The following is a 24998-nucleotide window of genomic DNA, read 5'->3' on the forward strand; positions in this document are numbered from 1 at the left end:
ATGACCGACCCCAAGGACTTCAGGGTCTCGGACGCCGAGAGGGAGCACGTGATCGGCCTGCTCCAGAAGGCCATCGGCCAGGGCCTGATCACGCTGGACGAGTTCTCCTCCCGCACCGACACCGCCCTGGTCGCGAAGACGCGCGGGGACCTGAACGCGGTGCTCGTGGACCTGCCCGGCATGACGCACAACGAGCAGGCGCCCAAGGCCGTCGCGCCGAGGGACCGCGTCGAGATCAAGAACACCATGTCGACGGTGTCCCGCAAGGGCCGGTGGGCCGTGCCGAGGGAACTGGTGGTGCGCAACCGGATGGGGTCGACGGAACTCGACTTCTCCGAGGCCGACATCCCGCACGCGGTGGTGACGATCGAGCTGGACGTGACGGCCGGGTCGGTGTCGATCCTGCTGCCCGAGGGCGCGACCGCGAACACCGAGGAGATCGAGATGGCCGCGGGCAGCGTGACCGACAAGACGGGTGGCGGCGCGGGTCGGCCGCACTTCGTCATGACCGGTGCGGTGCGCGCGGGCTCGGTGCACGTCAAGCAGGTCCGGATGGTGCGGGTCGGCCCGTACCTCGTGCGGATGCCGGGGTTCCGGGTGCGCAGGGCCTGATCCGCGGACCCGGTGACACGACCGGGTGCACCCGTGCCGTCGAGCGCGCAGTCCCTGTGAAGAAGCGCTAACAAGGGATTGCAGAAAGTCCTGATGGACTGCACAACTCGAGACAGGTGACACTGCGCGTCATGAAGGCACTGGTCAAGGTGGCCGCCGGGCCGGGACTCGAACTCGTCGACGTCCCCGACCCCGTCGCGGGCCCCGGTGACGTCGTGGTGCGGGTCCTCCGGACCGGCATCTGCGGCACCGATCTGCACATCGACTCGTGGGACGACTGGGCCGCGCGCACCGTGGAGGCGCCGCTGGTCCTCGGGCACGAGTTCGTGGGCGAGGTCGTGGAGATCGGCACGGCCGTGAACGGGGTCCGGGTCGGTGACCTGGTCTCCGGCGAGGGCCACCTGGTCTGCGGCACGTGCCGCAACTGCAAGGCGGGCAGGCGGCACCTCTGCGCGAACACCCGCGGCCTCGGCGTGCACGTCGACGGCGCGTTCGCCCAGTACGCGGTCCTGCCGCAGGAGAACGCCTGGGTGCACCGCAACAAGGTGGACCTGGACGTGGCCGCGATCTTCGACCCGTTCGGCAACGCCGTGCACACCGCGCTGTCGTTCCCGGTCATCGGGGAGGACGTGCTGATCACCGGCGCGGGCCCGATCGGCATCATGGCCGCCGCCGTCGCGAAGCACGCGGGCGCGCGCAACGTCGTGATCACCGACATCAGCGAGCACCGCCTCGACATCGCCCGCAAGGTCGGCGTGGACCTGGCGCTCAACGTCGCCACGGCCACGATCGCCGACGCGCAGGCCGAACTCGGCATGACCGAGGGCTTCGACGTCGGCATGGAGATGTCCGGCAAGCCCGTCGCGACGCGGGACATGATCGCGAACATGGCGCACGGCGGCCGCATCGCGATGCTGGGCCTGCCGTCCGAGGAGTTCTCGGTCGACTGGAGCAGCGTCGTGCTGAAGATGCTGCACGTCAAGGGCATCTACGGCCGCGAGATGTTCGAGACCTGGTACTCGATGTCCGTGCTGCTCCAGCGCGGCCTCGACCTGACCCCGGTGATCACCCACAAGTTCGGCTACCGCGACCACGCGCAGGCGTTCGCGACAGCACGTGAAGGCAAGTGCGGCAAGGTCGTGCTCGACTGGACGGAGGCCTGATGTACGGCGCGATGAAGGACGACCTGCTCGCGGGGATCGAGGAGATCAGGGCGGCCGGTCTGTACAAGGCCGAGCGGGTCATCGGCAGCCCGCAGAACGCCGAGGTGCGGGTCGGTGGCGGTGACGAGGTGCTGAACTTCTGCGCCAACAACTACCTGGGTCTCGCCGACCACCCCGTGCTGGTCGACGCCGCCAAGGACGCGCTGGACCGCTGGGGCTTCGGCATGGCGTCGGTGCGGTTCATCTGCGGCACCCAGGAACCGCACAAGCAGCTCGAAGCCAGGCTCGCCGAGTTCCTCGGCACCGAGGACACGATCCTCTACAGCTCCTGCTTCGACGCCAACGGCGGCCTGTTCGAGACGCTGCTGACCGACCAGGACGCGGTGATCTCCGACGAGCTGAACCACGCGTCGATCATCGACGGCGTCCGGCTGTGCAAGGCCAAGCGGTTCCGGTACGTGAACCGCGACATGGACGACCTGGAGCGGCAGCTCAAGGACGCCGCCGACGCCCGCTACCGGCTCATCGCGACCGACGGCGTGTTCTCCATGGACGGCTACCTCGCGCCGCTCGACGAGATCTGCGACCTCGCCGAGCGGTACGACGCGCTGGTCATGGTCGACGACTCGCACGCCGTCGGCTTCACCGGCCCGAACGGCGGCGGCACGCCCGAGCTGTTCGGCGTGCAGGACCGGGTGGACATCGTCACCGGCACGCTCGGCAAGGCGCTGGGCGGGGCCAGCGGCGGCTACGTCTCCGGCCGCCGGGAGATCGTGGAGATGCTCCGCCAGCGGTCCCGCCCGTACCTGTTCTCCAACTCGCTGGCCCCGTCGATCACCGCCGCGTCGATCGCCGCGCTGGACCTGATCAGCTCGTCCGGTGAGCTGCTGACCAGGCTGCGGGAGAACTCGGCGCTGTTCAGGGCGCGGATGACCGACGAGGGCTTCGACCTGCTGCCCGGCTCGCACCCGATCATCCCGGTCATGATCGGCGACGCCGCCGAGGCCGCGCGGATGGCCGACCTGCTGCTGGAGCAGGGGGTCTACGTGATCGGCTTCTCCTACCCGGTCGTGCCGCACGGCAAGGCCCGCATCCGGACCCAGATGTCCGCCGGGCACACGACGGCGGACGTGAACCGGGCCGTGGACGCGTTCGTGGCGGCTCGGGCCCGGATGTAGGTCAGGCACCCGCTCCGGGGAGCTTCTCCGAGACCGCGCGCGACCAGTTCGGCCACGGCCTGCGGGGGGCGGTTCGGAGCGGTCTCGCGGGCACCGCTGAACCTGGTCACCACCGGTGCCCCTTCGCCCTCGCACGGGTGGCGGCCGACGTGGGGCTGCCCTGGCGGTCGGGTGCACGCCGGGCCGCGGCAGGAGGAGCTGGCGCTGTTCGCGGGGGTCAGCGTCGACCACTGCACCGCGACCAGCACCCGTCCGACCAGGTCCTCGACCGCAGAAGCGGGGTCGGCCGCCGAAGGCGGAGAGGGTCAGCGCCGGCGTGCGGAACCTGATCGACAACTGGACCACCACACCCGCGTACGTGCGGGGCAGGACCATGACCGTGCTGGCGGCGAACCCGCTGGCCACCGCCCTGTCACCGCGGCGGCCATCGGCGCCGCGGTCGAACGGGGCCGTCGAGAGGGCGTCGAAGGTCGCGGTGCAGCGGAGGCCGGTGTGATCGCGGGCCGCCCCTGTGCGAGGAGCACCGGCCGCGCCGACGAGCGGGCCGGGGCACGATAGGCCCGTGATCGATCCTCGAAGGCTGCCGGTGCTGCGCGCGCTGGCCGACCACGGCACCGTGACCGCGGCGGGGAGGGCGCTGCACCTGACGCCGTCCGCGGTGTCGCAGCAGCTCGCCGCGCTGGAGGCCGAGACCGGGCAGGAGCTGTTGCGGCGGCGGGGGCGGCGGGTGTCGTTGACGGCCGCCGGTGAGCTGCTGGTCGGGCACGCGGACGCCGTCGCGGCGGAGTTGGAGCGGGCGCGGGCGTCGTTGGCCTCGTTCGCCGACGGGGCCGCCGGGCAGGTGAAGATCGCCGGGTTCGCGTCCGCGATCAGCCAGGTCGTGGCGCCCGCCATCGCGGCGCTGCGCAGGACCGCGCCCGAGCTGACGATCGTGGTCCGCGACGTCGAGGGGCACGCGAGCCTGCCGCTGCTGCTGGACGGCGAGGTGGACCTGGCGATCACCGAGGACTACCGGCCCGACGACGTGCGGATGAGCCGGTTCCCGCTGTACGCCGAGCCGTTCGACGTGGTGGTGCCCGCCGACCACCGGCTGGCCGAGCGGACCACGATCGACCCCCGCGACCTGGTCGAGGACGACTGGGTCGCGCCGCTGCCCGGCAACCCGTGCCGGGACGTCGTGACCGCGGCCGTGCCGCACGCGCGGATCGTGCACACGTCCGACGACTTCCGGGCGGTGGTGGCGCTGGTCGCGGCCGGTGCGGGGGTGGCGCTGGTGCCGCGCAACGCGCTCGTGGACGTGCCCGGCGCGATCGTCGTCCCGGTCAGGGGGACGCCGCCGTTGCGCCGGGTCTACGCCGCGACCCGCCGGGGCAGCGAGGGCCACCCGTTGATCAAGGCTGTGGTGGGCGCCCTAGTGGGGGGCCCTGGCCGCGACCTTGGCTGACGCCGGGTCGTGGGCGCCGAGCGCGCCGCGGGCGGCGAGCTGGCACACGTCCAGGCTGGTGGTGGCGAGCTTGGCGCCGACACCCGCCAGCGCGGTGTGGTTCATCGACAGACTGGTCACGCCCATGCCGGTGAGCACGCACGCGAGCAGCGGGTCGGCCGCCGCCTCGCCGCACACGCCGACCGGAGTGCCGGTCTCCACGCCGACCTCGCCGACGAGCTTGATCAGGCGGAGCAGCGCGGGCTGCCACGGGTCGTTGAGCGCGGCCACGGCGCCGACCTGGCGGTCCGCCGCGAACAGGTACTGGGCCAGGTCGTTCGTGCCGAGCGACACGAAGTCGACCACGGCGGCGATCTCGCGCGCGGTCATCGCCGCGGCGGGGATCTCGATCATCACGCCCGCCCGTGCGATGCCCGCGGCGCGGGCGCGCTCCACGAACCACGCGGCTTCGGCGGCGGTGGCGACCATGGGTGCCATGACCGACACCTCGGCGCCGCTGTCCTTCGCGGCGAGGGCGATGGCTTCGAGCTGGCGGTCGATGATCTCGGGCCGGTCGAACGCCACCCGCACGCCGCGCACGCCGAGCGCCGGGTTCGGCTCGGGCTCCGGTTCGAGGAACGCGAGGGGCTTGTCGGCGCCCGCGTCGAGCGTGCGGACGACCACGGGCTTGCCCGCGAACGGCGTGAGCACGGCCGCGTAGGCCTTGCGCTGCTCCTCGACCGTCGGTTCCTCGGTGGCGGACAGGAAGCAGAACTCGGTGCGGAACAGGCCGACGCCCTCGGCGCCCGCCGCCGCCGCGGCGGCGGCGTCGGCGGGGGAGCCGACGTTGCCGAGGACCTTGACCCGGTGGCCGTCGCGCAGGATGCCGACGCCGTTCCAGGTGGGCTTGCCGGTACCGCCCGCGGCGCGGACGGTGCCGTCGGACTCGCGCACGTCGCCGGTGTCGCCGTCCACGGCGAGCGCGGCCACGTCGAGCGCGAGGACGCCGCGGCAGGCGACGACGGCGGGGATGCCGAGCGAGCGGGCGAGGATCGCGGTGTGCGAGGTCGGGCCGCCCTCCTCGGTCACCAGCGCGAGCACCTTGGTCGGGTCGAGGCCCGCGGTGTCGGCGGGGGCGAGGTCGCGGGCGACGAGGACGCTCGGCCCCGCCAGGTCGGGGACGCCGGGCGCGGCCAGGCCGAGGAGTTCGGCGACCAGCCGGTCGCGGACGTCCTGCACGTCGCGGGCACGTTCGGCCATGTAGCCGCCCGCGGCCTGGAGCATGGTGATGAAGCCGCCCGCCGCCCGGTGCACCGCGCGGGCCGCGGGCAGCGACTCGTCGGTCACCAGCTTCTCGGCCTGCGCCAGCAGGGACGGGTCCGCCGCCATCGCGGCGGTCGTCTCCAGCACCGCCTTCGCGTCGCCCTCGACGGTCGCCGCGCGGGCCAGCAGCCGCTCCGCGACGACGTCCGCGGCGGGGCGGATGCGCGCCGCCTCGGCCTGGGCGTCGGCGGGCGCGGGGGTGGCGGGGGGCTCGCCCAGTGGTTCGGCGACTCGGACAACGGGGCCGGAGGCCCGACCGGAACTGACACCGACACCGCTCAGGCGCGCGCTCGACATGGTCTAGACCATACCCTTCGGGTGGGCAGCGATTCCGCCCAGTGTGACGTGAACACCAGGCACCCGACAGCCGGGCCCGCCCGCACCAGCCGCTACCTCAGAACGGCACCCCGCAGCGCAGCAGGACGTTCGCGTACGGCGTGGCCTCGCCGGTGCGGACGATCAACCGGGTCGAGGCCGTCCGGCGCTTGAACTCGGCGTGCGGCACCCGCCGCACGCCGGGCAGCCGCTGGAGGATCGCCGCCGCGCACATCGGGTTCGCGTCGTCCACCTCGTTCGCGATCACCGCCCGCTCCACGACGAGTTCGGCCAGCAGGCCGTCCAGCACCTCCAGGAACGACGGCACGCCGAAGGTGAACGCCAGGTCGACGACGGTCGGACCGGACGGGATCGGCAGGCCGCAGTCGGCGACCACCAGCTCGTCGGTGTGCCCGAGGCGGGCGAGCGCGCCGCTCAGCTCGGCGTTCAGGATGCCCGACCGCTTCACGGCAGCACGTCGGCTGCCTGCGGGTAGGACGGCTGGGCACCCGGCCTGGTCACCGAGGTGGCGGCCACGCGCGCCGCGTACCGGGCGGCGTCCACGAGCTGGTCGCCCGCCGCGAGCCGCGCGGCGAGCGCGCCCGCGAAGGCGTCGCCCGCACCCGTGGTGTCGACCGGGGTCACGGCGGGAGCGGGCACCTCGACCACGCCGTCGCGCGTGACCACGGCGGCGCCGCGCGCGCCGAGCGTGACCACGGCGGACCGCGGGCCCAGGTCGAGCAGGCCCCGCACCGTCGGCGCGAGCTGGGCGGCCTCGTGCTCGTTGACGATCAGCGGGTCGAGCAGCGCCAGCGTCGACGGCGACAGCGGGGCCACCGGGGACAGGTTGAGCACCGGGCGGACGCCGTGCTCGGCGGCCCACGCCACGCCGTGCTCGACGGTGGGGACCGGGACCTCCAGCGAGCACACCAGCACCGAGACGCCGTCGGACGGCACGGCGTCGACGTCGGCCGGTGCCACGTCGCCGTTCGCGCCGGGCGCCACGACGATCGAGTTCTCGCCGTCCGGCGTCACGGTGATGTAGGCGATCCCGGTCGGACGGGCCGACGTGCGCACGAACGTCGTGCGCACGCCCGACGAGGCCAGGGACGAGCGCAGCAGCTCGCCGTACTGGTCCGAACCGACCGCGCCGAGGAGGTCGACCGACGCGCCCACGCGGGCGGCGGCGACGGCGGTGTTCGCGCCCTTGCCGCCGGGCATGACGACGGTGTCGCCACCCAGCACCGTCTCACCGCCGCCGGGTCGCCTGGCGACCTCCACGACGAGGTCCGCGTTGGCCGATCCGAGTACCAGTACCGAGGTCACTTCTTGAACTCTGCCAGGTTCTTCTTGGTCACGACCTTCACCTCGACGTCGACCACCTGCTGGACGGCCTCGCCCCTGGCGGCCTTCACGGCCTGCTCGACGGCCTTGCGGCCGAGCACCTTGGGCTGCTGGGCGACGGTCGCGGCCATCGTGCCGTCCTCGACCGCCTTCAGGCCGTCCGGCGTGCCGTCGAAGCCGACGACCTGGACCTGCGTGCCCGCCTTGTCACCGAGCGCCTTGATCGCGCCGAGCGCCATCTCGTCGTTGTCGGCGAAGACGCCCTTGATGCCGGGGTTGGCCTGGAGCAGGTTGGTCATCACGTCCAGGCCCTTGGCCCGGTCGAAGTCGGCGGGCTGGCTCGCGACGACCTTGATGCCGCCGGAGTTGAGGCCCTGCTCGAAGCCCCGGCCGCGGTCGCGGGCGGCGGACGCGCCGGGGATGCCCTGGAGGTGCACGACCTCGCCGCTGGTGGCGCGGCCGAGCTCGACGGCCGCGAGGCTGCCGCCCTGGACGTTGTCGGAGGCGACCTCGGAGGCCACCTTGCCGTCGTCGACGGAGCGGTCGACCGCGATCAGCGGGATGTTCGCGTTCTCGGCGGCCTTCGCGGCGGGCGTCGCCTGCTTCGAGTCGACCGGGTTGATGATGATCGCCTTCAGGCCCTGGGTGGCGAACGTCTGCACCTGGTTGACCTGGTTCGTCGAGTCGTTCTGCGCGTCGACCACGGTCAGCTTCACGCCCAGTTCGGCGGCGGCCTCCTCGGCGCCCTGCTTCAGCTCCACGAAGTACGGGTTGTTCAGCGTCGACACGGCGAGACCGACGGTGAGGTCACCGCCGGAACCCGTCTCGCCACCCGAGCCGCACGCCGCCGTGAGGGCGAGGGCCGTGGCGGAGAGGGCTGCGACCGCTGCCCTGCGGGGGAAGTTCATGGTGTTCCTTTCCTAACGGGTGCTGCTGCGGCGGCGGAGGGTGTCCAGCAGGACGGCGAGCGCGATGACCACGCCGATGACGACCTGCTGCCAGAACGGGGAGACCTGCAACTGGTTGAGCCCGTTGCGGAGGACGGCGAGCACGAGCGCGCCGATCAACGTGCCGGACGCCCGGCCGACGCCGCCGGACAGCGAGGCGCCGCCGATGACGACGGCCGCGATGGCGTCGAGTTCGTAGCCGACCGCGGCCTGCGGTCCCGCGGAGGCGAGGCGGCCCGCGAGGAGCATCCCGGCCACGGCCGCGAACAGGCCGGACAGCGCGTAGACGACGAGCTTCTGCTTGCGGACGTCGATGCCGGACAGGCGGGCGGCTTCCTCGTTGCCGCCGATGACGTACATCGCGCGGCCCTGGTAGGTGCGGGTCAGCACGAACGCGGTGAGGCCGAAGAACACCAGCATCACCAGCAGCGGCACCGGCAGGAACGGGGTGAGGTTGGAGCCCAGCTCGCTGACGACGTCCGGCGTGGCCAGCGGCGTGCCCTGCGAGACCACCAGCGTCAGGCCGCGGGCCACGCTGAGCATCGCGAGGGTCGCGATGAACGCGGGCAGGCGGCCGTAGCTGACCAGCGCGCCGTTGACGAGACCGGCGACCACGCCGGTGGCCAGGCCGAGCAGCAGCGCGAGCGGACCGGGCAGCCCGGCCTCGGTCGAGCTCCACGCGCCGACCATCGCGGACAGGGCCGCGACGCTGCCCACGGACAGGTCGATGCCGCCGGAGACGATGACGAACGTCGAGCCGAACGCGAGCACCGCGACCACGGCCGCCTGCACGCCGACGTTGAGCAGGTTCTGGGTGCTGAGGAACGACGGCGCGAGGACCGACAGCGCCACGACCAGCACCAGCAGCCCGCCCAGCGCCCCGTTGTCGGAGAGGACCTTGCGGGCGTCGATCGAGGTTGTCATGCGGAGATCTCCTGAACGGCCAACGCCATCACCTGGTCCTGGGTGGTTCCGACGGCGGGGAGTTCGCCCGCCACGCGGCCGTGCGCCATCACGACGATCCGGTCGCTCATCCCGATCACCTCGGGGAGGTCGCTGGACACCAGCAGCACGGCCCGGCCCGCCGCGGTCATGCGGTTGACCAGCTCGTAGATCTCGACCTTCGCGCCCACGTCGACGCCCCTGGTCGGCTCGTCGAGGACGAGCACCTTCGGGTCGGCGAGCAGCCACTTGCCGATGACGACCTTCTGCTGGTTGCCGCCGGACAGCTCGCGGACCTCCTGGTCGAGGCCGGAGGTCTTGATCCGCAGCGCCGCCGCCATCTCGGCGGCCCGCCCGCGCTGGCCCTTGCGGTCGACGATCCCGACCCTGGTGGCGGACTTGAGCGTCACCAGGCCGAGGTTCTCGCCGACGCTGGACGTGAGCACGAGCCCCTGGCCCTTGCGGTCCTCGGGCACCAGGCCCAGTCCGGCACGCACGGCGGCCCGCACGTCGCCACCGGCCACGCGCTCGCCACCCACCTCGACGTGCCCGGAGTCGTACCGGTCCGCGCCGAACGCGGCCCGCACGACCTCGGTGCGACCCGCGCCGACGAGCCCGGCGACGCCGACGACCTCACCGGCGCGGACCTCGATCGAGACGTCTCGGAACACCCCGTCGCGAGTCAGGCCGTCGATCTTGAGCAGCACCTCGCCGGGGTCCTGCCGGTGGCGCGGGTACTGCTCGGAGATCGTCCGGCCGACCATCAGCTCGATCATCTGCTCGACGCTCGCCCCCCTGGGCAGCACGCCGACGCTGCGGCCGTCGCGCAGGACGGTGCTGCGGTCGGCGATCCGGCGGATCTCGTCGAGGTGGTGGGTGATGAACACGAGCCCGACGCCCTGGTCGCGCAGCTCGGCCATGATCTCCAGCAGCCGGTCCGTCTCGGTGTCGGTGAGCACGGCCGTCGGCTCGTCCAGCACGAGCACGCCCGCGTCCTGGTCGAGCGCGCGGGCGATCTCGACCATCTGCTGCTGGGCGATGCCGAGGTCCCCCAGCCGGGCGCGCGGGTCGACCGCCAGGCCCACCCGGTCGAGCAGGCCGACGGCGTCGCGGCGCATCCGGGCGTGGTCGACCACGCCGAAGCGGCGCGGCGGGCGGCCGAGGAACAGGTTCTCCGCGACCGACAGCTCCGGCACGAGCGTCAGCTCCTGGTAGATCACCGCGAGCCGCACGCCGTCGGCGAGCACGACCTCGCCGTGGTCGGGGCGGTGCACGCCCGCCAGCACCTTGACCAGCGTCGACTTGCCCGCGCCGTTCTCGCCGAGCAGCACGTGGACCTCGCCGGACCGGACCTCGAAGTCCACGCCGTCCAGCGCCAGCGCGCCGGTGAAGCGCTTGGTGATGCCGGTGGCCCTCAGCAGCTCAGCCACGACCCGCCTCCCCGCACGAGCCGCGCTCGACCAGGCGGGCGGTGAGCCGCACGTCCGGCGGCTGCTCGTCGGCGATCAGCGCGATCAGGCAGCGCGCGGCGGCGCGGCCCATCTCGACCGTCGGCTGGGCGATGACCGTGAGCGGCGGGTCGAGCAGCGGGAACCACGGCTGGTCGTCGTAGACGGCGATGCCGACGTCGCCGGGGACCGAGAGCCCGAGCGCGCGGACCTGCTCCAGCGCGCCGAGGCCCATCAGGTTGTCCATCGCGACCAGTGCGGTCGGCCGGTCCGGCAGCCCCATGAGCTTCGCCGCGGCCTGCGCGCCGCTCTCCCAGCGGAAGTCGCCGTGCACCACGTGCTCGGGGTGGACGGGGCGGCCCAGTTCGGCGAGCGCGGAGCCGAACTGGGCCAGCCGTTCCCGGCCGGTGCTGGTGTCCGACGGGCCCGCGATGACGCCGACCCGCTCGTGACCAGCACCGACGAGGGACGCGGCCAGGTCGGCGAGCGCGCCCGCGCCGTCCACCCGGATGACCGGGCAGTCCGCGCCGGGCACCGACCGGTCGAGCAGGACCAGCGGCAGCCCGGTCGCGACGACCTCGTCCATCCACTCCGCGTCGTCGGTGGCCGGGCAGACCAGCAGCCCGTCGACGCGGCGGTCCAGGAGTGTGCGCACGTAGGTGGTCTGCTGCTCGGCGCTCTCGTCGGCGTTGGCCAGCACGACGCAGTAGCCGTGGGCGCGCGCCTCCTGCTCGACCGCGCGGGCGATCTCCGCGAAGAACGGGTTGACCAGGTCGCTGATCACCAGCCCGAACGTCTTGGTCGCGGTGGTCCGCAGGGAGCGGGCGAGCGCGTTGGGCCGGTAGCCGAGCTCCTCGATGGCGGCCAGCACGCGGGCGCGGGTCTCCTGGGTCGGGGCGGCGTGACCGTTGAGCACGCGCGACACCGTCGCCGTGGACACCCCGGCGTGGCTCGCGACATCCTTCATCGTCGTCACGCTGCGCGCCTCCTCGTGCACTGGAATCGATTACACGGTCTAGTTAATCGGTTACACAGGGGTGTTCGTCAAGTTCATCGATTCAGCTCGGTGACCACATCGTCATCAGCGATGAGTAGGGATACGGATCAAAAACGGACATCCAGGCCTCAAGCTGAGCGCATGACTGGACCAGACCCGCTGTTGCGCCTCGCCGACGAGCTGGGCGAACTCGGCCGCAAGCTGGGTGACGTCGGCATGGAGCTGCGCAGGCACCAGGTCAGGCAGGCGGCCTCCGCGCCCGCCGGGCAGGGGCTCGGCGCGGCGGTGGAGACCCAGGAGGCCGCGGCGCAGCTGGAGGCGGCCAAGGCCGCGCTCGCCGCCTCGACCCAGAGCCCCGGCGCCCTGTACGTGCCGGGCCAGGCCGCGACGGAGACCGCCACGGGCCGGGACCAGTCCGGCCGACCACAGGCCGCGAGCGCACCCGGCCAGGCGCCCGGTGCGCCGGGTCAGAGCGCGCCCGCCCAGACCTCCACCGCCACGCCGGACCAGGGCGCGCCCGGCCAGGCACCCACCACCACGCCCGGCCACAGCGGACCTGGCCAAGCCCCCACCACGCCGGGGCAGGGCGTGCCCGTCCAGGGCCCGACCACGCCGGGCCAGGGCGCACCCGCCCAGGCACCCACCACGCCGGGCCAGGGCGTGCCCGCCCAGGCCGCTCCCGGCCGCGCGCCGATCCCGCCCGTGCAGCCGGTCCGGGAGGCCGCGTTCGCGCAGGCCGGTCCCGCGCAGCCGCTGCCGGGCCAGATGCCCTGGCAGCCCGCCGGACCCCCGCAGCAGCAGTGGTCCAGCAGGCCGATGCCCCCGCCCGTGCCGCGTCGGACGCTGATGGACCGGCTGGGCGAGGACGGTGCGGGCAGCAAGCTGCTCGCCTGGGTCGGTGGCGTGGTCACGCTGCTCGGCGTGGTGCTGCTGCTGGTCCTGGCCGTGCAGCGCGACTACCTCGGCCCGCTGCCCCGCGTGGTCGGCGGCGCCGTGCTGGCGCTCGGCCTGGTCGGGATCGGGCTGCGGCTGCACCGCACGGAGACCGCGCGCACGGGTGCGTTCGCGCTGGCCGCGACGGGTGTCGCCGCGCTGTACCTGGACGTGGTCGCCGCGACCAAGCTGTACTCGTTCCTGCCCCAGTGGGCCGGGCTCGTCGTCGGTCTGGTGGTCGCCCTCGGCGGCCTGCTGCTGGCCATGCGCTGGGACTCGCCGACGTTCGCCATCGGCGTCGTGCTGGCCTGCGCGGTGTTCGCGCCGATCCTCACCGAGGGCTTCACGCCGCTGCTGGTCGGCTTCCTGCTCGTGCTCAAGACGGCCGCGAGCCCGGTGCAGTGGCGCCGGAACTGGCCGTGGCTCGCCATCGCGGCCGGTGCGCCCGCGGTGATCGGCTCCGTGCTCGCGATCGGCTTCGCGGTGCCCGCCCAGGAGCAGGCCCCGACGGCGGCGATCATCCTGCTGACCGCGGTGGTCGGCGTGCTCAGCTCGCTCATCTCGGTCCGGCGCCGTCCGGAGGACGTGGTGTCGGTGATCATGGTCGCCGCGTCGCCGGTGCCCGCGCTGCTCGCGACCGTGCTGCTGGACCGGGTGTGGGCGACCGCGATGGCGGGTGCGATCACCGTGCTGATGATCGCCCTGTGGTCGGTCGGCCGGAGGTCGCTGCCCGCCGGGTACGTCACGGCCGCAGGGGTCGTCGCCGTGTTCGGCCTGCTCCAGACCACGACCATCGCCCTGGACGGCAGCGCGCGAGCCGCCACCGTGCTGTTCGAGGCGCTGCTGCTGATCGTGCTGGCCGACCGGACCGCCTCGCGCGGCCCGCTGCTGGGCGGTGCGGTGTTCGGCGGTCTCGGCCTGCTGCTGGCGGGCGGGGCGATCCCGCCGAGCCTGCTCGTCGAGGCGCCCCGGTTCGCGCTCCGCACGCCCGGCGCGCTGGTCGGCGGGATGCTGACCGCGCTGGTGCTGGCGCTGGTCGCGATCGGGCTGCCGTGGGTGGCCAGCCGCCGCGGGGTGCTCACCGAGCCGGGGAAGAACCCGCTCGCGCTGGTCGCCGCCGGGCTGGTCCTGCTCTACGCCACCGCGGGTTTCGTCCTCTGCGCCGCCCTGCTGGTGTCGCAGACGCCGAGCGGTTTCCTGTTCGGCCACACGGTCGTGACCGTCTCGTGGACGGTCGCCGCGCTGGTGCTGCTGGTCAGGGGCGTCGACGTCCTGCCGCTGCGGATCGCGGGCCTGGTGCTGGTCGCCGCGGCGGTGGCGAAGCTGGTGCTGTTCGACCTCTCGGCGCTCGACGGGATCGCCAGGGTGGCGGCGTTCATCGGCGCCGGGCTGGTTCTCCTGACGGCGGGCACCCGTTACGCCAAACTGGTGGCGATCCGGAGGATTTCGACGAATTCGTAGAGGATTGCCCTCGAAATGCCGACTTTTTCACGGCGCTAGTGGTAAGTCTCGTTTCGTCGGGGTTCGACCAACCGGTGCAACGCATCGGGAGGGGTCCGGCGTCGGTCGTTTCGCCCCCCGAGCGACCGGCGTCGGGCACACCGGCTCCTTTCGAGCCACACCACTCGTCCGGGTTGTGAAACCACCCGGACGAGGGGCGGGAGTGGAACGGCTCCGCCAGGGGGTGTTCCCATTCGCGCCATGTGGGCGCAGAGCACGGCCGGACCTCGCCGACTCGGCACAGCGGTCTTCTCCCTCGCGGCGGCCTTCGTGGTGTCCGCGGCCCCCGCCGCCCTGTCCGAGGGCCCGCCACCCGCGGTCGAACCCGCGTCCAGCGGCGCCTCGCCGCAGGCGTACGTGATCGGCCGGTCGGGTCAGGTGCAGGTCGTGGACACGGTCCGGGGCAGGGTCCTCGCCACCGCCAGGACCGGCGGCCGGGCGACCGGCGTCGCCGTCGCGCCGGACGGCCACCTCGTCTACGTCGTCAACGGCTGGACCGGCGTGATCAGCGCGGTCGACCCGAAGACCGGCGCCGTCGTGGACCGGCTCAGCACCGGCATCCAGCTCGCGCAGGCCGTGATGACCCCGGACGGCGCGCGGCTCTACGTGACCGGGTCCTCCGACGGGGGCGTGGTCGCCGTGGTCGACCCGGCGACGTTCCACCTCACGGCGCTGATCAGGGTCGGCGGGCAGGTGCGGGGGATCACGATGAGCCCGGACGGGAGGCTGCTGTACGTGGCGGGCAGCCAGGACGGCGCGGTGACCGTGGTCGACGCCCTGACGCTCACCAAGCAGGCCACCATCGAGGTCGGCGGGATGCCGCAGCACGTGGCCGTGAGCCCGGACGGCGGGACCGTCTACGTGAGCGTCCTGCACCTCGGCCGCGACCCGCGCGCGACGCTCGCGGTCGTCGACGCCCGGTCGCGGCGGGCGGTCGGGTCCGTGGAGGTCGGCAGGGGCGCGGGCGCCGTGGCGGTCACGCCGGACGGGTCGCGCGTGTACGTGGCGCTGACCGGGCAGCGGGGGGTCGCGGTGGTGGACACGGCGACCCGGACGCTGCTGCGGAGGCTGCCCTACGACGCGCGCGGGCTGTCGAACGCGCCCGGTGACCGGCGGATCTTCCTGGCCACCGGGTCGACGACGACCGTGCTGGACGGGTCGGACGACGCCGAGCTGGCGACGTTCGAGCTGGACGAGGTCGACCTGCCGGGGATCACCGGCGCGACCGCCGGGTTCGAGGCGACGATGGTCGCGTTCGCGCCGGAGTCAGCTCGACGCGGGGACTGACACCCCGACGCCGCCGCGGCGGTCGGCGCCGTAGCCCGCGATCTCGGCGTCCAGGTCGAGCGGCTTCGAGCCCGTGAACGCCCTCAGCTCGTCGGTGAGCTGGTCGGCGGGCACGAGCCAGCAGACCTCGAACTCGATGCCGTCGACGTCGCGGGCGTAGAGCGCCTTGGTCGTGCCGTGGTCGGACTCGCCGACGAGCGCGCCGTGCTCGACGAGCTTGGCGCGGGTGTTCCGCAGTTCGCCGAGCGTGTCGACCTCCCACGCGAGGTGGTAGAGGCCGACGGCGGTGCGGCCCGCGGGGGATTCGGCCGCCTGGGGACCCATGGCGAACAGGCCGAGGTCGTGGTCGTTGGTCGAACCCGCCGCCTGGAGGAAGGCCGCCCTGCCGGACATCTCGGCGGTCACCCGGAAGCCGAGCACGTCGGTGTAGAACGCCACCGCCTTCGAGACGTCGCGGACGTGGAGCACGGCGTGGTTCAGGCGCTGGATCGGCATGAAGGGCTCCCAGTAGTTGAATCCTCAACCACCACGGTACGCCGTGGTGGTTGAGGATTCAATGTCCTGCACCGTCCCGGACCTCAGCCCACGGGCTGGGGCGACCGCTCCCGAACGGGCTCGTCCTCGTCGTCCACGTCGCCGCCCTCGTGGATGGCGAGCCGCTCCTGGACCTTGCGCAGCGGGCCGGGGGCCCACCAGGCCGCGTTGCCGAGGAGCTTGAGCACGGCGGGCACGAGCAGCATCCGGACGATCGTCGCGTCCAGCGCCAGCGCCAGGATCATGCCGACCCCGACGAACCGCATCATCGTGATCTGCGAGAACGCGAACGCCCCGATCACCACGATCAGCAGCAGCGCGGCGGCGGTGATCACCCGGCCGGTCTTGGCGAGGCCGATCGCCACGGCGTCCTCGGTGCTCGCGCCCTTGCCGCGGGCCTCGACCATCCGGGACAGCAGGAAGATCTCGTAGTCCGTCGACAGGCCGAACACGATGGCCGCCATCAGCACGACGATGCCCGATTCCAGCGGCGACGGCGTGACGCCGAGCAGCGAGGCGCCGTGGCCGTCCTGGAAGATCCAGACCAGCACGCCGAAGGTCGCGGACAGGCTCAGAGCGCTCATCACGATGGCCTTGATCGGCAGCACGAGCGAGCCGAACGCCAGGAACATCAGCACGAACGTCGCGCCGACGAGCAGGAGCACCATCCACGGCAGGTTCGCGGCGATGGCGTCCAGGCTGTCGGACACCATCGCGGTCGGGCCGCCGACCAGCACCTCGGACCCGCTCGGCGCGTCCAGCGCCCGCACGTCCTCCAACGCCTGCTTGGCCTGGTCGGAGTGCGCGTCGCCGCCGTCGAGACCGGCCGCGAGAGACCAGACGCCGTTCTTCGGCTCGGCGGTGATCTGCGCGGTGTCCACGCCCGCCACGTCACCGACCGCCGCCGCGTACGCCTGCACGGCCGCGGCGTCCGGACCGCCGGAGACCACGATCTTGAAGCCGTTGCCGCCCAGCGCGCTGAAGTCGGAGTTGATCGTCTCGGCCGCGACGCGGGCGGGGTTGCCCTCGGGCAGCACCTTCTCGGTGACCTCGCCGAACTTCACACCGAGGAACGGCGCGCCGAGCGCGAGCAGGACACCGATGATCGGCACGGCCACCAGGACCGGCCGCTTCATGACGCTCCGGCCGAGCCGCTCCCAGCCGCGGCCCTCCTCGCCCTTCGCCGCGCGCTTGCGCCACGGCATGGCGAACTTGTCGACGCGGTGGCCGAGGATGCCGAGCAGGGCGGGCAGCAGCGTGAGCGACACGACCGCGGCGATGGCGACGGCCGACATGCCGCCGTAGCTCAGCGACTTGAGGAAGCCCTGCGGGAACAGCAGCAGACCGGCGAGCGCGATGACCAGGATCGTGGAGGAGAACGCCACCGTGCGGCCCGCGGAGGTGACCGTGCGGCGCACGGCGTCCTCGACGGCGCGGCCCGCGGCGAGTTCCTCGCGGAACCGGCCGACCATGAACAGCCCGTAGTCGATGGCCATGCCGAGCCCGAGCAGGCTGGCGACGTTGACGGCGAAGGAGTTCACGTCGGCGCCGAGCGCGACGGCGTGCAGCACGCCGAGCGAACCCATGATCGACAGGCCGCCGACGAGGACCGGCAGCGTGGCCGCGACCAGGCCGCCGAAGATGATGATGAGCAGGACCAGCACGATCGGCAGCGACACGGCCTCGGCCTTGGTGAGGTCCGACGCGGTGATGTCGTTGATCGCCTTCTGGGTCGGGATCAGCCCGCCGACCTGGGATTCGACCCCGTCGACCGCGAGCTGGTCGGAGATCTGCTGGAACTGCTTGATCTGCGCGTTCGAGTCACCGGCCTGGAGGGTGATCGCGGCGAGCGCCTTGCCCTTGTCGGCCGTGGTGAACGTCGGGAGCTGGGTGTTCCAGTAGGAGGCCACCTGCTTCACCGCGTCGGCGGGCAGCCCGTCGAGCTGCTTGCCGATCTTCGCGGCGACCTCGGGGGAGTCGACCGTGCTCCCCTGCGGGGCGGTGTAGATGACGATGACGTCACCGCCCTGCCTGCCGAACGCGTCCTGCGCGACCTGGGTGGCCCGCGCGGCCTCGCTGCCCGGCGCGTCGTAGCCGCCCTGGCTCAGCTTGTCGAAGACGCCGAGTCCCCAGATGCCGCCACCGACGGACAGCAGCACGATCGCGATCAACACCACCCATCGGCGGTGGTAGGCCAGCGAGCCCCACTTCGCGAACAAGTTCGTCCTCCTAGGCTGAGTGGCGTTACGGTTCTGCAAACAGCGTCAACTTCGTAAACACCGTTCACTGAACTCGGCCGACGGTACAGACGTGAACAACCCGATGGGGTGACATATGACCCAGGCCACTCGCCGAGAACGGCTCCGTGCGGAGACCGAGCGTGACATTCGACGGCAGGCACGCACCCTGCTGGTGAACCACGGTCGCGAGGCCGTGACGCTGCGTGCCATCGCTCGTGAGGTCGGCATCACCGCCCCGGCGCTGTACCGCTACTACGACTCGCGCGAGGACCTGCTGCGCCACCTGTGCGACGACATCTGCGAGGACCTGGAGGCCGAGCTGTACGCGGCGCTCGAACCGCTGGGCGAGGACGCCGGGACCGAGCAGGTCTACGCGGTGTGCCGGGGCTTCCGGCGGTGGGCGCTGGCGCACCCCCAGGAGTTCTCACTGGTGTTCGCGTCGACCGAGAACGTGATCGGGACGTTCAAGCCCACCGACCGGCTGAAGGTCGGCGACCAGTTCGGGAAGGTGTTCCTGGAGGTCGCCAGCAGGCTGATCGCCAAGCACGAGCACCCGCACGGCGAGGGCGAGCCGCCGGAGCCGCCCGCGGTGCTGCACGACGACCTGCGCGCGTTCCAGCAGGTGCTGATCAGGACGGTGACCGCCCGCGGCGTCGAGGTGGACGAGGAGTCGCTGCCGCTGGGCGCGATCTTCCACCTGCTCCAGGCGTGGGTGCGGCTCTACGGGCACGTGGCGCTGGAGGTGTTCGGACGCTTCCCGTTCGCGGTGTCCGACCCCGAGCCGATGTTCGACGCGATGCTGGGGAGCATCTTCATCCCCATGGGCGTCGAGGAGTGACGACGCGGGGCGCCACCGGGGCGCCCCGCGTCCTCCGCACTACAGAACGATGTTCACCAGTCGGCCGGGCACGACGATGACCTTGCGCGGCGTGCCGCCCGCGACCAGCTCGGCGATCTTCTCGTCGGCCAGGGCGGCGGCCTTGACCTCGTCCTGGCCTGCGGTGGCGGCGACCGTGATCCGGGCCCGCACCTTGCCGTTGACCTGGATCGGGTACTCCACGGAGTCCTCGACCAGGTACTGCTCGTCCGCCTTCGGGAACGGCCCGTGCGCCAGCGACTCGTCGTGGCCCAGCTTCGCCCACAGCTCCTCGGCGATGTGCGGGCTCGTCGGCGCCAGCATCTGCACCATCGCCTCGGCCAGCACCCTCGGCGTGCCGGTCGCGCTGAACGTCTTGGTCACGTGGTTGTTCAGCTCGATCAGCTTCGCGCCCGCCGTGTTGTAGCGCAGGTTCACGTAGTCGTCGTGCACGCCCGCGATGGTCCTGTGCAGCACCCGCAGCGACTCCAGCGGGGGAGCGTCCTCGACGACCCGCAGCTCACCGGTGTTCTCGTCCACCAGGTTGCGCCACAGCCGCTGGAGGAACCGCTGCGCGCCGACGACGTCCTTGGTCGCCCACGGACGGGACACGTCCATCGGGCCCATCGACATCTCGTACATGCGGAACGTGTCGGCGCCGTAGTTCTCGCACATCTCGTCCGGCGTGACGACGTTCTTCAGGCTCTTGCCCATCTTGCCGTACTCGCGCTTGACCTCTTCGCCGTTGAAGAAGAACTTCCCGTTCTCCTCCACGACCTCGTCCGCGGGCACGTACGTCTCGCGCGCGTCCTGGAACGCGTACGCCTGGATGTACCCCTGGTTGAACAGCTTGCGGTACGGCTCGTCGCCGGACACCTGGCCCAGGTCGAACAGGACCTTCTGCCAGAAGCGGGAGTACAGCAGGTGCAGCACCGCGTGCTCGACGCCGCCGATGTACAGGTCGACACCGCCGGGGTCGTCCGCGCCGTGCTCCGCGGTGCGCGGGCCCAGCCAGTACTGCTCGTTCTCCGCGTTGACGAACCGCTCCGACTCCGTCGGGTCGACGTAGCGCAGCTGGTACCAGCACGAGCCCGCCCAGTTGGGCATCGTGTTGAAGTCGCGGCGGTACTTCTTCCTGCCCTCGCCCAGGTCCAGCTCGACCTCGGTCCAGTCGGTCGCGCGGGACAGCGGCGGCGACGGCTCGCTGTTCGCGTCCTCCGGGTCGAAGGTGCGCGGCGAGTAGTCGTCCACTTCGGGCAGTTCGACGGGCAGCATCTCCTGCGGCAGCGGGATCGGCGTGCCGTCCTCGTCGTAGACGATCGGGAACGGCTCGCCCCAGTACCGCTGGCGGGAGAACAGCCAGTCGCGCAGCTTGTACTGCACCGTGCCGCTGCCGTGGCCGTTCTCCTCCAGCCAAGTGATCATCTTCGTCTTGGCCTCGGCGACGCCCAGCCCGTCCAGGAACCCCGAGTTGATCGCGGGCCCGTCGCCGGTGAACGCCTCGCCCTCGAAACCCTCGGACGGCCGCACGGTCCGGATGATCGGCAGGTCGTACGCGGTCGCGAAGTCCCAGTCGCGCTGGTCCTGGCCGGGCACCGCCATGATCGCGCCGGTGCCGTAGCCCATCAGCACGTAGTCGGCGATGTAGACCGGGATCTCGGTGCCGGTGACCGGGTTCGTCGCGTGCGCGCCGGTGAAGACGCCGGTCTTCTCCCTGTTCTCCTGGCGGTCCAGTTCGGACTTCAGGGACGCGGCCCGCCGGTACGCGGCGATGTCGGCCGCCTGCTCGGCGGTCGCGATCTCGTCGACCAGCGGGTGCTCCGGCGCCAGCACCACGTACGTCGCGCCGAACAGCGTGTCGGGACGGGTCGTGAAGACCTCGATCTCCCGGTCACCGACCGGGAAGCGCACGCGGGCACCGTTGCTGCGCCCGATCCAGTTGCGCTGCATGGCCTTGACCTTCTCCGGCCAGTCCAGCCGGTCCAGGTCGTCGATCAGCCGGTCCGAGTACGCGGTGATCCGCATCATCCACTGGCGCAGGTTCCGGCGGAACACCGGGAAGTTGCCGCGCTCGCTGCGGCCGTCGGCGGTGACCTCCTCGTTGGCCAGCACCGTCCCCAGGCCGGGGCACCAGTTCACCGGCGCCTCGGACAGGTAGGCCAGGCGGTACTCGTTCAGCACCTTGCGCTGCTCGGCGCTGGTCAGCCCGGCCCACGGGCGGCCGTCCGGCGTCGGCCGGGTGCCGTCGGCGAACCGCGCCTCCAGCTCGGCGATCGGCCGCGCCCTGCCCGCATCGGCGTCGTACCAGGAGTTGAAGATCTGGAGGAAGATCCACTGCGTCCACTTGTAGTACTCGACGTCGATCGTGGAGATCCGGCGGCGCTCGTCGTGGCCCAGCCCCAGCCTGCGGATCTGCCGCAGGTAGGTGGCCATGTTGTCCTCGGTGGTCTTCCGCGGGTGCTGCCCCGTCTGCACCGCGTACTGCTCGGCGGGCAGCCCGAACGCGTCGAAGCCCATCGTGTGCAGCACGTTGCGGCCGTTCATCCGGTGGTACCGGGCGAACACGTCCGTTCCGATGAAACCCAGCGGGTGGCCGACGTGCAGCCCGGCGCCCGACGGGTACGGGAACATGTCCTGCACGAACAGCTTGTCCGCGGGCACCGGCTCACCGGTGGACAGCGGACCGACCGGGTTCGGCGCGTGGAACGTGCCGTGGTCCTCCCAGTACTGCTGCCAGCGCTTCTCGATCCGACCTGCCAGCTCGGCCGTGTAGCGGAAGGCCGGGGTTTCCGCGGCCGCGTCCGTGCTCATCGAACGATCCCTCTCCATCGATTTCCCGCCCCTGACACGACGAAACCCCCCAGCCCAGAACGGGGCGTGAGGGGTTGCCGCGCCGACCAGTCATGTCGGTCAGCGCGGCTAGATAAGGAGCAGGCAGGCCTTGCCCATGGTCACCAGAGTACCCGGTTGACGACGCTGAGCGAAAAGGCTATCCGCGGAGGAGGTGATCCGCGCGACTCCGGGCCGGGGCTCGTGCGACACCGACCGGTGGGCACACCTACCCTCGACGGCGTGAACATCGTGCTGCCAGTGGTGCTCGGCCTGCTCGGCGTCTTCCTCGCGCTGATCGGCTACCTCGGGTTGACCGGCAAGCTGCCGCGCAACCGCTACGTCGGCGTCCGCACCGCTCCGGCGATGCGCGACGAGGAGGCGTTCCAGCTCGCCAACCGGGTCGCGGGTCTGCCGAACCTCGTCGCGGCGCTCGTCGCCGTCGGCGCCGGGACCGCGGCCGTCGTCAACCCGGCCGCCGCCCTGACCGTGGGCCTGGTCGGGGTCGTCGGCGCGGTCGCGATCACGATCGCCGCCACCGCCGCGGGCCACCGGGCCGCCGAGGCGATGCCCGTGCCGGAGGCGCCCAAGGGCTGCGGCGGGTGCGCCTGCGGCGGCGGAGGGTGCAGCCCGTTCTCGAAGGCCTGATGTTTCATGTGAAACATCAGTTCCGGTGGACGTCCAGCGGGTAGGTCGCCAGCAGCGCCGTCGGCATCCCCTGCCTGCGGAGCACGCGCCCCCACAGGTCCACGCCGGACGGCGTGAGCACGTCGTCCGGCAGACCCGGCACCACGATCCAGTCCCCGCGGTCGATCTCACCCGCGAGCTGCCGCGACCCCCAGCCCGCGTACCCGGCGAACACCCGCATCCCGCGCACCCGCGGCACCAGCGCGTCCGGGTCGGCGTCCAGGTCGACCAGCGCCACCGGGCCGCGCACGCCGACGACACCCTCCAACGTGGCCAGGTCCTCGCCCGTTCGCAGGGCCGCCAGGCACAGCGCGGTCTTCTGCTCGACCGGCCCTCCGATGTAGACGGCCTGCGGCCGGGTCACGTGTGGACCCCAGGCGGGCAGCACGTCGTGCACCGCCACCTCGCTGGGCCGGTTCAGCACCACGCCCAACGTGCCCTCGCTCCGGTGGTCGATCAGGTAGACGACGGTCCGCTGGAAGTTGGAGTCCGTCAGCGTGGGCGCCGCCACGAGCAGGGAACCCGGTTCGACTTCTGCATCTGGGCGCACCAGCACATGATTTCACCCGAACCCCCGCGACGTGTGTCACACCTCGCGCGGAACATCTGAGCCCACTCGGTCGTTGGACACCTCGTTGGATGCCTTCGAGTCCCCCGGGCCCACTCCACTGCCTTCTCGGAATACCGGTTCGGCCGGAGCCGGGTTGTGCACCACGCCGAGAGGCGACCTTGGCATCTGACCGACTGGGCCGGACCTTCGGGTCCGGCCTTCGTCGTACCCGGACCCGAGCGTCCGTGGACGGTCGGTGAACCCGCGGCCAACTCGGACCGGTAGACCGATCAGGCGCGCGGGGGCCGTCGTCGGCAGGACGTAGGGTGGCTGCGTGACCACCGTGGGCAGCCCCGCGACGAAGCACCACCTCGGTGTTCGCCGGTTGCTCGCGACCGGCGACTTCCGCAGGCTCCTGCTCAGCAGGCTCGCCTCGCAGTGGGGCGACGGCCTGTTCCAGGCCGGCCTGGCCGGGGCCGTGCTGTTCAACCCCGAGCGCCACGCCGACCCGGCCGCCATCGCCGCCGGGTTCGCCGTGCTGCTGCTGCCGTACTCGGTCGTCAGCCCGTTCGCGGGCGCGCTGCTGGACCGGTGGGACCGCCGCCGGGTGCTGGTGGTCGCGAACCTGACCCGTGCCGTGTTCATCCTGCTCACGGTCGCCGCCGTGGGTGCCGGGCTGTCGGACGTGCCGCTCTACGCCGCCGCGCTGATGGTGACGGGGGTCAGCCGGTTCGTCGGGTCGGGGCTGTCCGCCTCGCTGCCGCACGTGGTGCCCGGCGACAACCTGGTCGAGGCGAACGCCTTCGCGACCACGCTCGGCGCGCTGACCGCCGTGCTCGGGGCGGGGTCGGCCGTCGGGCTGCGGGCGCTGCTCGGCGAGGGTGACGGCGGGTCCGCGCGGACGACGTGCTTCGCGATCGTGGGCTCGCTGGTGGCCGCGTTCGTCGCCAGCCGGTTCAAGGCGGGTGTGCTGGGCCCGGACGAGGTGGTCGAGCCGAACCGGACCGCCACCGCCGTGGCGATGGGCCTGCTGGACGGCGCCCGAGCGGCGTGGCGGGCGCCGAAGGTGTCGGCGGTGCTGGTGGCGCTGCTCGCCCACCGAGCGGCCTTCGGCATGTCGCTGCTGCTCACGCTGCTGCTGATGCGCCACAGCTTCGGCACGGGTCTCGCCGGGCTCGGGAAGATCGCCGTGGCGGGCGGTGCGGGCATCCTGCTCGCCGGGCTCATCACGGACCGGGTCGTGGACGTGCTCGGGCGCAGGGCGACGGTGTGCGCGGCGCTGGTGCTGGCCGCCGCGAGCCAGCTCGGGCTCGGGCTGCCGATGCTGCTGCCGACGATCCTGGTCGCGTCGTTCCTGCTGACGTTCGCCGGGCAGGTCGTGAAGCTGTGCGTGGACGCGGCCGTGCAGGGCGACATCGGTGACGAGGTGCGCGGCCGGGTGTTCGCGCTCTACGACACGCTGTTCAACGTCACCCAGGTCGCCGCCGTGTCCGCGGCGGCGGCCGTCGTCTCGTTCGACGGCCGCTCGCCCGGTCTGATCATCGTCGCCACGGCCCTGTACCTGGTCGGGCTGGGCGGCTACCTGCTCCTGCTGAGGCGGTCACCGCGGCAGGGGTAGCCGGATGATGCCGGTCTCGTGGGCGAACACCACGGCCGCCATCCGGTCGCGCAGGTCGAGGACGCGGAGGATCTCCACCACCTCCCCAGCCACCTGCTCCTGGCTGATCGCCAGCACGCGGGCGATCTCGTGGTCCGCCAGCCCCCGCGCCAGGCACCTGAGCACCGCGCGCTGCTGATCGCTGAGCGCGCCGACCGCACCGGTCGTCGTTCCGCTCAGTCCCCACGTGTTCATCGACACCACCCCCAGCGGCTGCGATGGGCACCCTGCCC

22 protein-coding genes are annotated in these 24998 nt (G+C 72.4%); 10 read left to right on the top strand and 12 right to left on the bottom strand.

Features of this window, described 5'->3' with window-relative positions; all coding sequences use genetic code 11:
- The 5 genes from AC156L_RS23145 (at position 1) to AC156L_RS23165 (ending at position 4397) form a co-directional block, all read left to right on the top strand.
- Positions 1 to 612 (top strand): DUF1707 SHOCT-like domain-containing protein, encoded by a 612-nt coding sequence (locus AC156L_RS23145; RefSeq protein ID WP_330874453.1) that lies wholly within the window; start codon positions 1 to 3, stop codon positions 610 to 612.
- 131 nt (positions 613 to 743) lie between these two features.
- A complete protein-coding gene (gene tdh / locus AC156L_RS23150) occupies positions 744 to 1775 on the top strand; it encodes an L-threonine 3-dehydrogenase (RefSeq protein WP_330874454.1) in 1032 nt (343 codons plus the stop codon).
- The gene (locus tag AC156L_RS23155; RefSeq protein WP_330874455.1) at positions 1775 to 2953 is read left to right on the top strand and encodes a glycine C-acetyltransferase; all 1179 of its coding nucleotides are present in this window, start codon (positions 1775 to 1777) and stop codon (positions 2951 to 2953) included. Before tdh ends, AC156L_RS23155 begins: the two co-directional genes overlap by 1 nt.
- 316 nt (positions 2954 to 3269) lie before the next feature.
- Positions 3270 to 3449: an MmyB family transcriptional regulator gene (locus AC156L_RS23160; RefSeq protein WP_330874456.1), complete on the top strand. Its 180-nt coding sequence runs from the start codon at positions 3270 to 3272 to the stop codon at positions 3447 to 3449.
- Between the two features lie 66 nt (positions 3450 to 3515).
- Positions 3516 to 4397 carry a LysR family transcriptional regulator gene (locus tag AC156L_RS23165; protein ID WP_330874457.1) on the top strand — a complete coding sequence of 294 codons (882 nt, stop codon included), beginning with the start codon at positions 3516 to 3518 and terminating at the stop codon, positions 4395 to 4397.
- Here AC156L_RS23165 and ptsP read toward each other — a convergent pair.
- The 7 genes from ptsP to AC156L_RS23200 all read right to left on the bottom strand — a co-directional run bounded on the left by ptsP (position 4365) and on the right by AC156L_RS23200 (position 11662).
- The gene (gene ptsP, locus AC156L_RS23170) at positions 4365 to 5996 is read right to left on the bottom strand and encodes a phosphoenolpyruvate--protein phosphotransferase (protein WP_330874458.1); all 1632 of its coding nucleotides are present in this window, start codon (positions 5994 to 5996) and stop codon (positions 4365 to 4367) included. The genes AC156L_RS23165 and ptsP overlap by 33 nt on opposite strands.
- Positions 5997 to 6093: 97 nt before the next feature.
- Positions 6094 to 6483 carry a D-ribose pyranase gene (gene rbsD, locus AC156L_RS23175; protein ID WP_330874459.1) on the bottom strand — a complete coding sequence of 130 codons (390 nt, stop codon included), beginning with the start codon at positions 6481 to 6483 and terminating at the stop codon, positions 6094 to 6096.
- Positions 6480 to 7340, bottom strand: a complete 861-nt coding sequence (locus tag AC156L_RS23180; RefSeq protein WP_484407260.1) for a ribokinase — start codon at positions 7338 to 7340, stop codon at positions 6480 to 6482. Before AC156L_RS23180 ends, rbsD begins: the two co-directional genes overlap by 4 nt.
- A complete protein-coding gene (locus tag AC156L_RS23185) occupies positions 7337 to 8266 on the bottom strand; it encodes a substrate-binding domain-containing protein (protein WP_330874461.1) in 930 nt (309 codons plus the stop codon). The genes AC156L_RS23180 and AC156L_RS23185 overlap by 4 nt, the downstream gene beginning before the upstream one ends.
- A 12-nt stretch (positions 8267 to 8278) precedes the next feature.
- Positions 8279 to 9229, bottom strand: coding sequence for an ABC transporter permease (locus AC156L_RS23190; RefSeq protein WP_330874462.1), 951 nt, complete (start codon positions 9227 to 9229; stop codon positions 8279 to 8281).
- Positions 9226 to 10677, bottom strand: coding sequence for a sugar ABC transporter ATP-binding protein (locus AC156L_RS23195; RefSeq protein WP_330874463.1), 1452 nt, complete (start codon positions 10675 to 10677; stop codon positions 9226 to 9228). The genes AC156L_RS23190 and AC156L_RS23195 overlap by 4 nt, the downstream gene beginning before the upstream one ends.
- Entirely contained in the window at positions 10670 to 11662 is a 993-nt protein-coding gene (locus AC156L_RS23200; protein ID WP_330874464.1) for a LacI family DNA-binding transcriptional regulator, read from the bottom strand. Before AC156L_RS23200 ends, AC156L_RS23195 begins: the two co-directional genes overlap by 8 nt.
- Positions 11663 to 11833: 171 nt before the next feature.
- On the opposite strand from AC156L_RS23200, the gene AC156L_RS23205 reads away from it, so the two are divergent.
- Positions 11834 to 14086 (top strand): DUF2339 domain-containing protein, encoded by a 2253-nt coding sequence (locus AC156L_RS23205; protein ID WP_330874465.1) that lies wholly within the window; start codon positions 11834 to 11836, stop codon positions 14084 to 14086.
- A gap of 240 nt (positions 14087 to 14326) precedes the next feature.
- Positions 14327 to 15412 (top strand): YncE family protein, encoded by a 1086-nt coding sequence (locus AC156L_RS23210; RefSeq protein ID WP_330874466.1) that lies wholly within the window; start codon positions 14327 to 14329, stop codon positions 15410 to 15412.
- Here the strand turns inward: AC156L_RS23210 and AC156L_RS23215 are convergent.
- Positions 15392 to 15907: a VOC family protein gene (locus AC156L_RS23215; RefSeq protein ID WP_330874467.1), complete on the bottom strand. Its 516-nt coding sequence runs from the start codon at positions 15905 to 15907 to the stop codon at positions 15392 to 15394. The genes AC156L_RS23210 and AC156L_RS23215 overlap by 21 nt on opposite strands.
- An 83-nt stretch (positions 15908 to 15990) precedes the next feature.
- Positions 15991 to 18165 carry an MMPL family transporter gene (locus tag AC156L_RS23220; protein WP_330874468.1) on the bottom strand — a complete coding sequence of 725 codons (2175 nt, stop codon included), beginning with the start codon at positions 18163 to 18165 and terminating at the stop codon, positions 15991 to 15993.
- Positions 18166 to 18280: 115 nt separating this feature from the next.
- On the opposite strand from AC156L_RS23220, the gene AC156L_RS23225 reads away from it, so the two are divergent.
- A complete protein-coding gene (locus tag AC156L_RS23225) occupies positions 18281 to 19024 on the top strand; it encodes a TetR/AcrR family transcriptional regulator (RefSeq protein ID WP_330874469.1) in 744 nt (247 codons plus the stop codon).
- 39 nt (positions 19025 to 19063) lie between these two features.
- On the opposite strand, the gene leuS is transcribed toward AC156L_RS23225, so the two are convergent.
- A complete protein-coding gene (leuS, locus tag AC156L_RS23230) occupies positions 19064 to 21853 on the bottom strand; it encodes a leucine--tRNA ligase (protein WP_330874470.1) in 2790 nt (929 codons plus the stop codon).
- Positions 21854 to 22114: 261 nt separating this feature from the next.
- Here leuS and AC156L_RS23235 point away from each other — a divergent pair, with 261 nt between their 5' ends.
- Positions 22115 to 22519 (top strand): SdpI family protein, encoded by a 405-nt coding sequence (locus AC156L_RS23235; RefSeq protein WP_330874471.1) that lies wholly within the window; start codon positions 22115 to 22117, stop codon positions 22517 to 22519.
- Positions 22520 to 22535: 16 nt separating this feature from the next.
- Here the strand turns inward: AC156L_RS23235 and AC156L_RS23240 are convergent, their stop codons facing one another.
- On the bottom strand, positions 22536 to 23108 hold the full coding sequence (locus AC156L_RS23240; RefSeq protein WP_330874472.1) for a YqgE/AlgH family protein: 573 nt from the start codon (positions 23106 to 23108) through the stop codon (positions 22536 to 22538).
- A 334-nt stretch (positions 23109 to 23442) separates the two neighbouring features.
- On the opposite strand from AC156L_RS23240, the gene AC156L_RS23245 reads away from it, so the two are divergent.
- The gene (locus AC156L_RS23245; protein ID WP_414719810.1) at positions 23443 to 24726 is read left to right on the top strand and encodes an MFS transporter; all 1284 of its coding nucleotides are present in this window, start codon (positions 23443 to 23445) and stop codon (positions 24724 to 24726) included.
- Here AC156L_RS23245 and AC156L_RS23250 read toward each other — a convergent pair.
- On the bottom strand, positions 24709 to 24960 hold the full coding sequence (locus AC156L_RS23250) for a response regulator transcription factor (protein WP_330874473.1): 252 nt from the start codon (positions 24958 to 24960) through the stop codon (positions 24709 to 24711). The genes AC156L_RS23245 and AC156L_RS23250 overlap by 18 nt on opposite strands.
- Positions 24961 to 24998: the final 38 nt, after the last annotated feature.

The sequence above is a fragment of the Umezawaea sp. genome (genome assembly GCF_057122925.1).

What these genes read in the sequence shown, in the direction of transcription:
- tdh (WP_330874454.1), top strand. Translation starts at nt 744, where the DNA reads ATGAAGGCACTGGTCAAGGTGGCCGCCGGGCCGGGACTCGAACTCGTC.
- AC156L_RS23205 (WP_330874465.1), top strand. Translation starts at nt 11,834, where the DNA reads ATGACTGGACCAGACCCGCTGTTGCGCCTCGCCGACGAGCTGGGCGAA.
- AC156L_RS23145 (WP_330874453.1), top strand. Translation starts at nt 1, where the DNA reads ATGACCGACCCCAAGGACTTCAGGGTCTCGGACGCCGAGAGGGAGCAC.
- AC156L_RS23190 (WP_330874462.1), bottom strand. Translation starts at nt 9,229, where the DNA reads ATGACAACCTCGATCGACGCCCGCAAGGTCCTCTCCGACAACGGGGCG.
- AC156L_RS23210 (WP_330874466.1), top strand. Translation starts at nt 14,327, where the DNA reads ATGTGGGCGCAGAGCACGGCCGGACCTCGCCGACTCGGCACAGCGGTC.
- AC156L_RS23200 (WP_330874464.1), bottom strand. Translation starts at nt 11,662, where the DNA reads ATGAAGGATGTCGCGAGCCACGCCGGGGTGTCCACGGCGACGGTGTCG.
- AC156L_RS23225 (WP_330874469.1), top strand. Translation starts at nt 18,281, where the DNA reads ATGACCCAGGCCACTCGCCGAGAACGGCTCCGTGCGGAGACCGAGCGT.
- leuS (WP_330874470.1), bottom strand. Translation starts at nt 21,853, where the DNA reads ATGAGCACGGACGCGGCCGCGGAAACCCCGGCCTTCCGCTACACGGCC.
- AC156L_RS23215 (WP_330874467.1), bottom strand. Translation starts at nt 15,907, where the DNA reads ATGCCGATCCAGCGCCTGAACCACGCCGTGCTCCACGTCCGCGACGTC.
- AC156L_RS23250 (WP_330874473.1), bottom strand. Translation starts at nt 24,960, where the DNA reads ATGAACACGTGGGGACTGAGCGGAACGACGACCGGTGCGGTCGGCGCG.
- AC156L_RS23185 (WP_330874461.1), bottom strand. Translation starts at nt 8,266, where the DNA reads ATGAACTTCCCCCGCAGGGCAGCGGTCGCAGCCCTCTCCGCCACGGCC.
- AC156L_RS23155 (WP_330874455.1), top strand. Translation starts at nt 1,775, where the DNA reads ATGTACGGCGCGATGAAGGACGACCTGCTCGCGGGGATCGAGGAGATC.
- ptsP (WP_330874458.1), bottom strand. Translation starts at nt 5,996, where the DNA reads ATGTCGAGCGCGCGCCTGAGCGGTGTCGGTGTCAGTTCCGGTCGGGCC.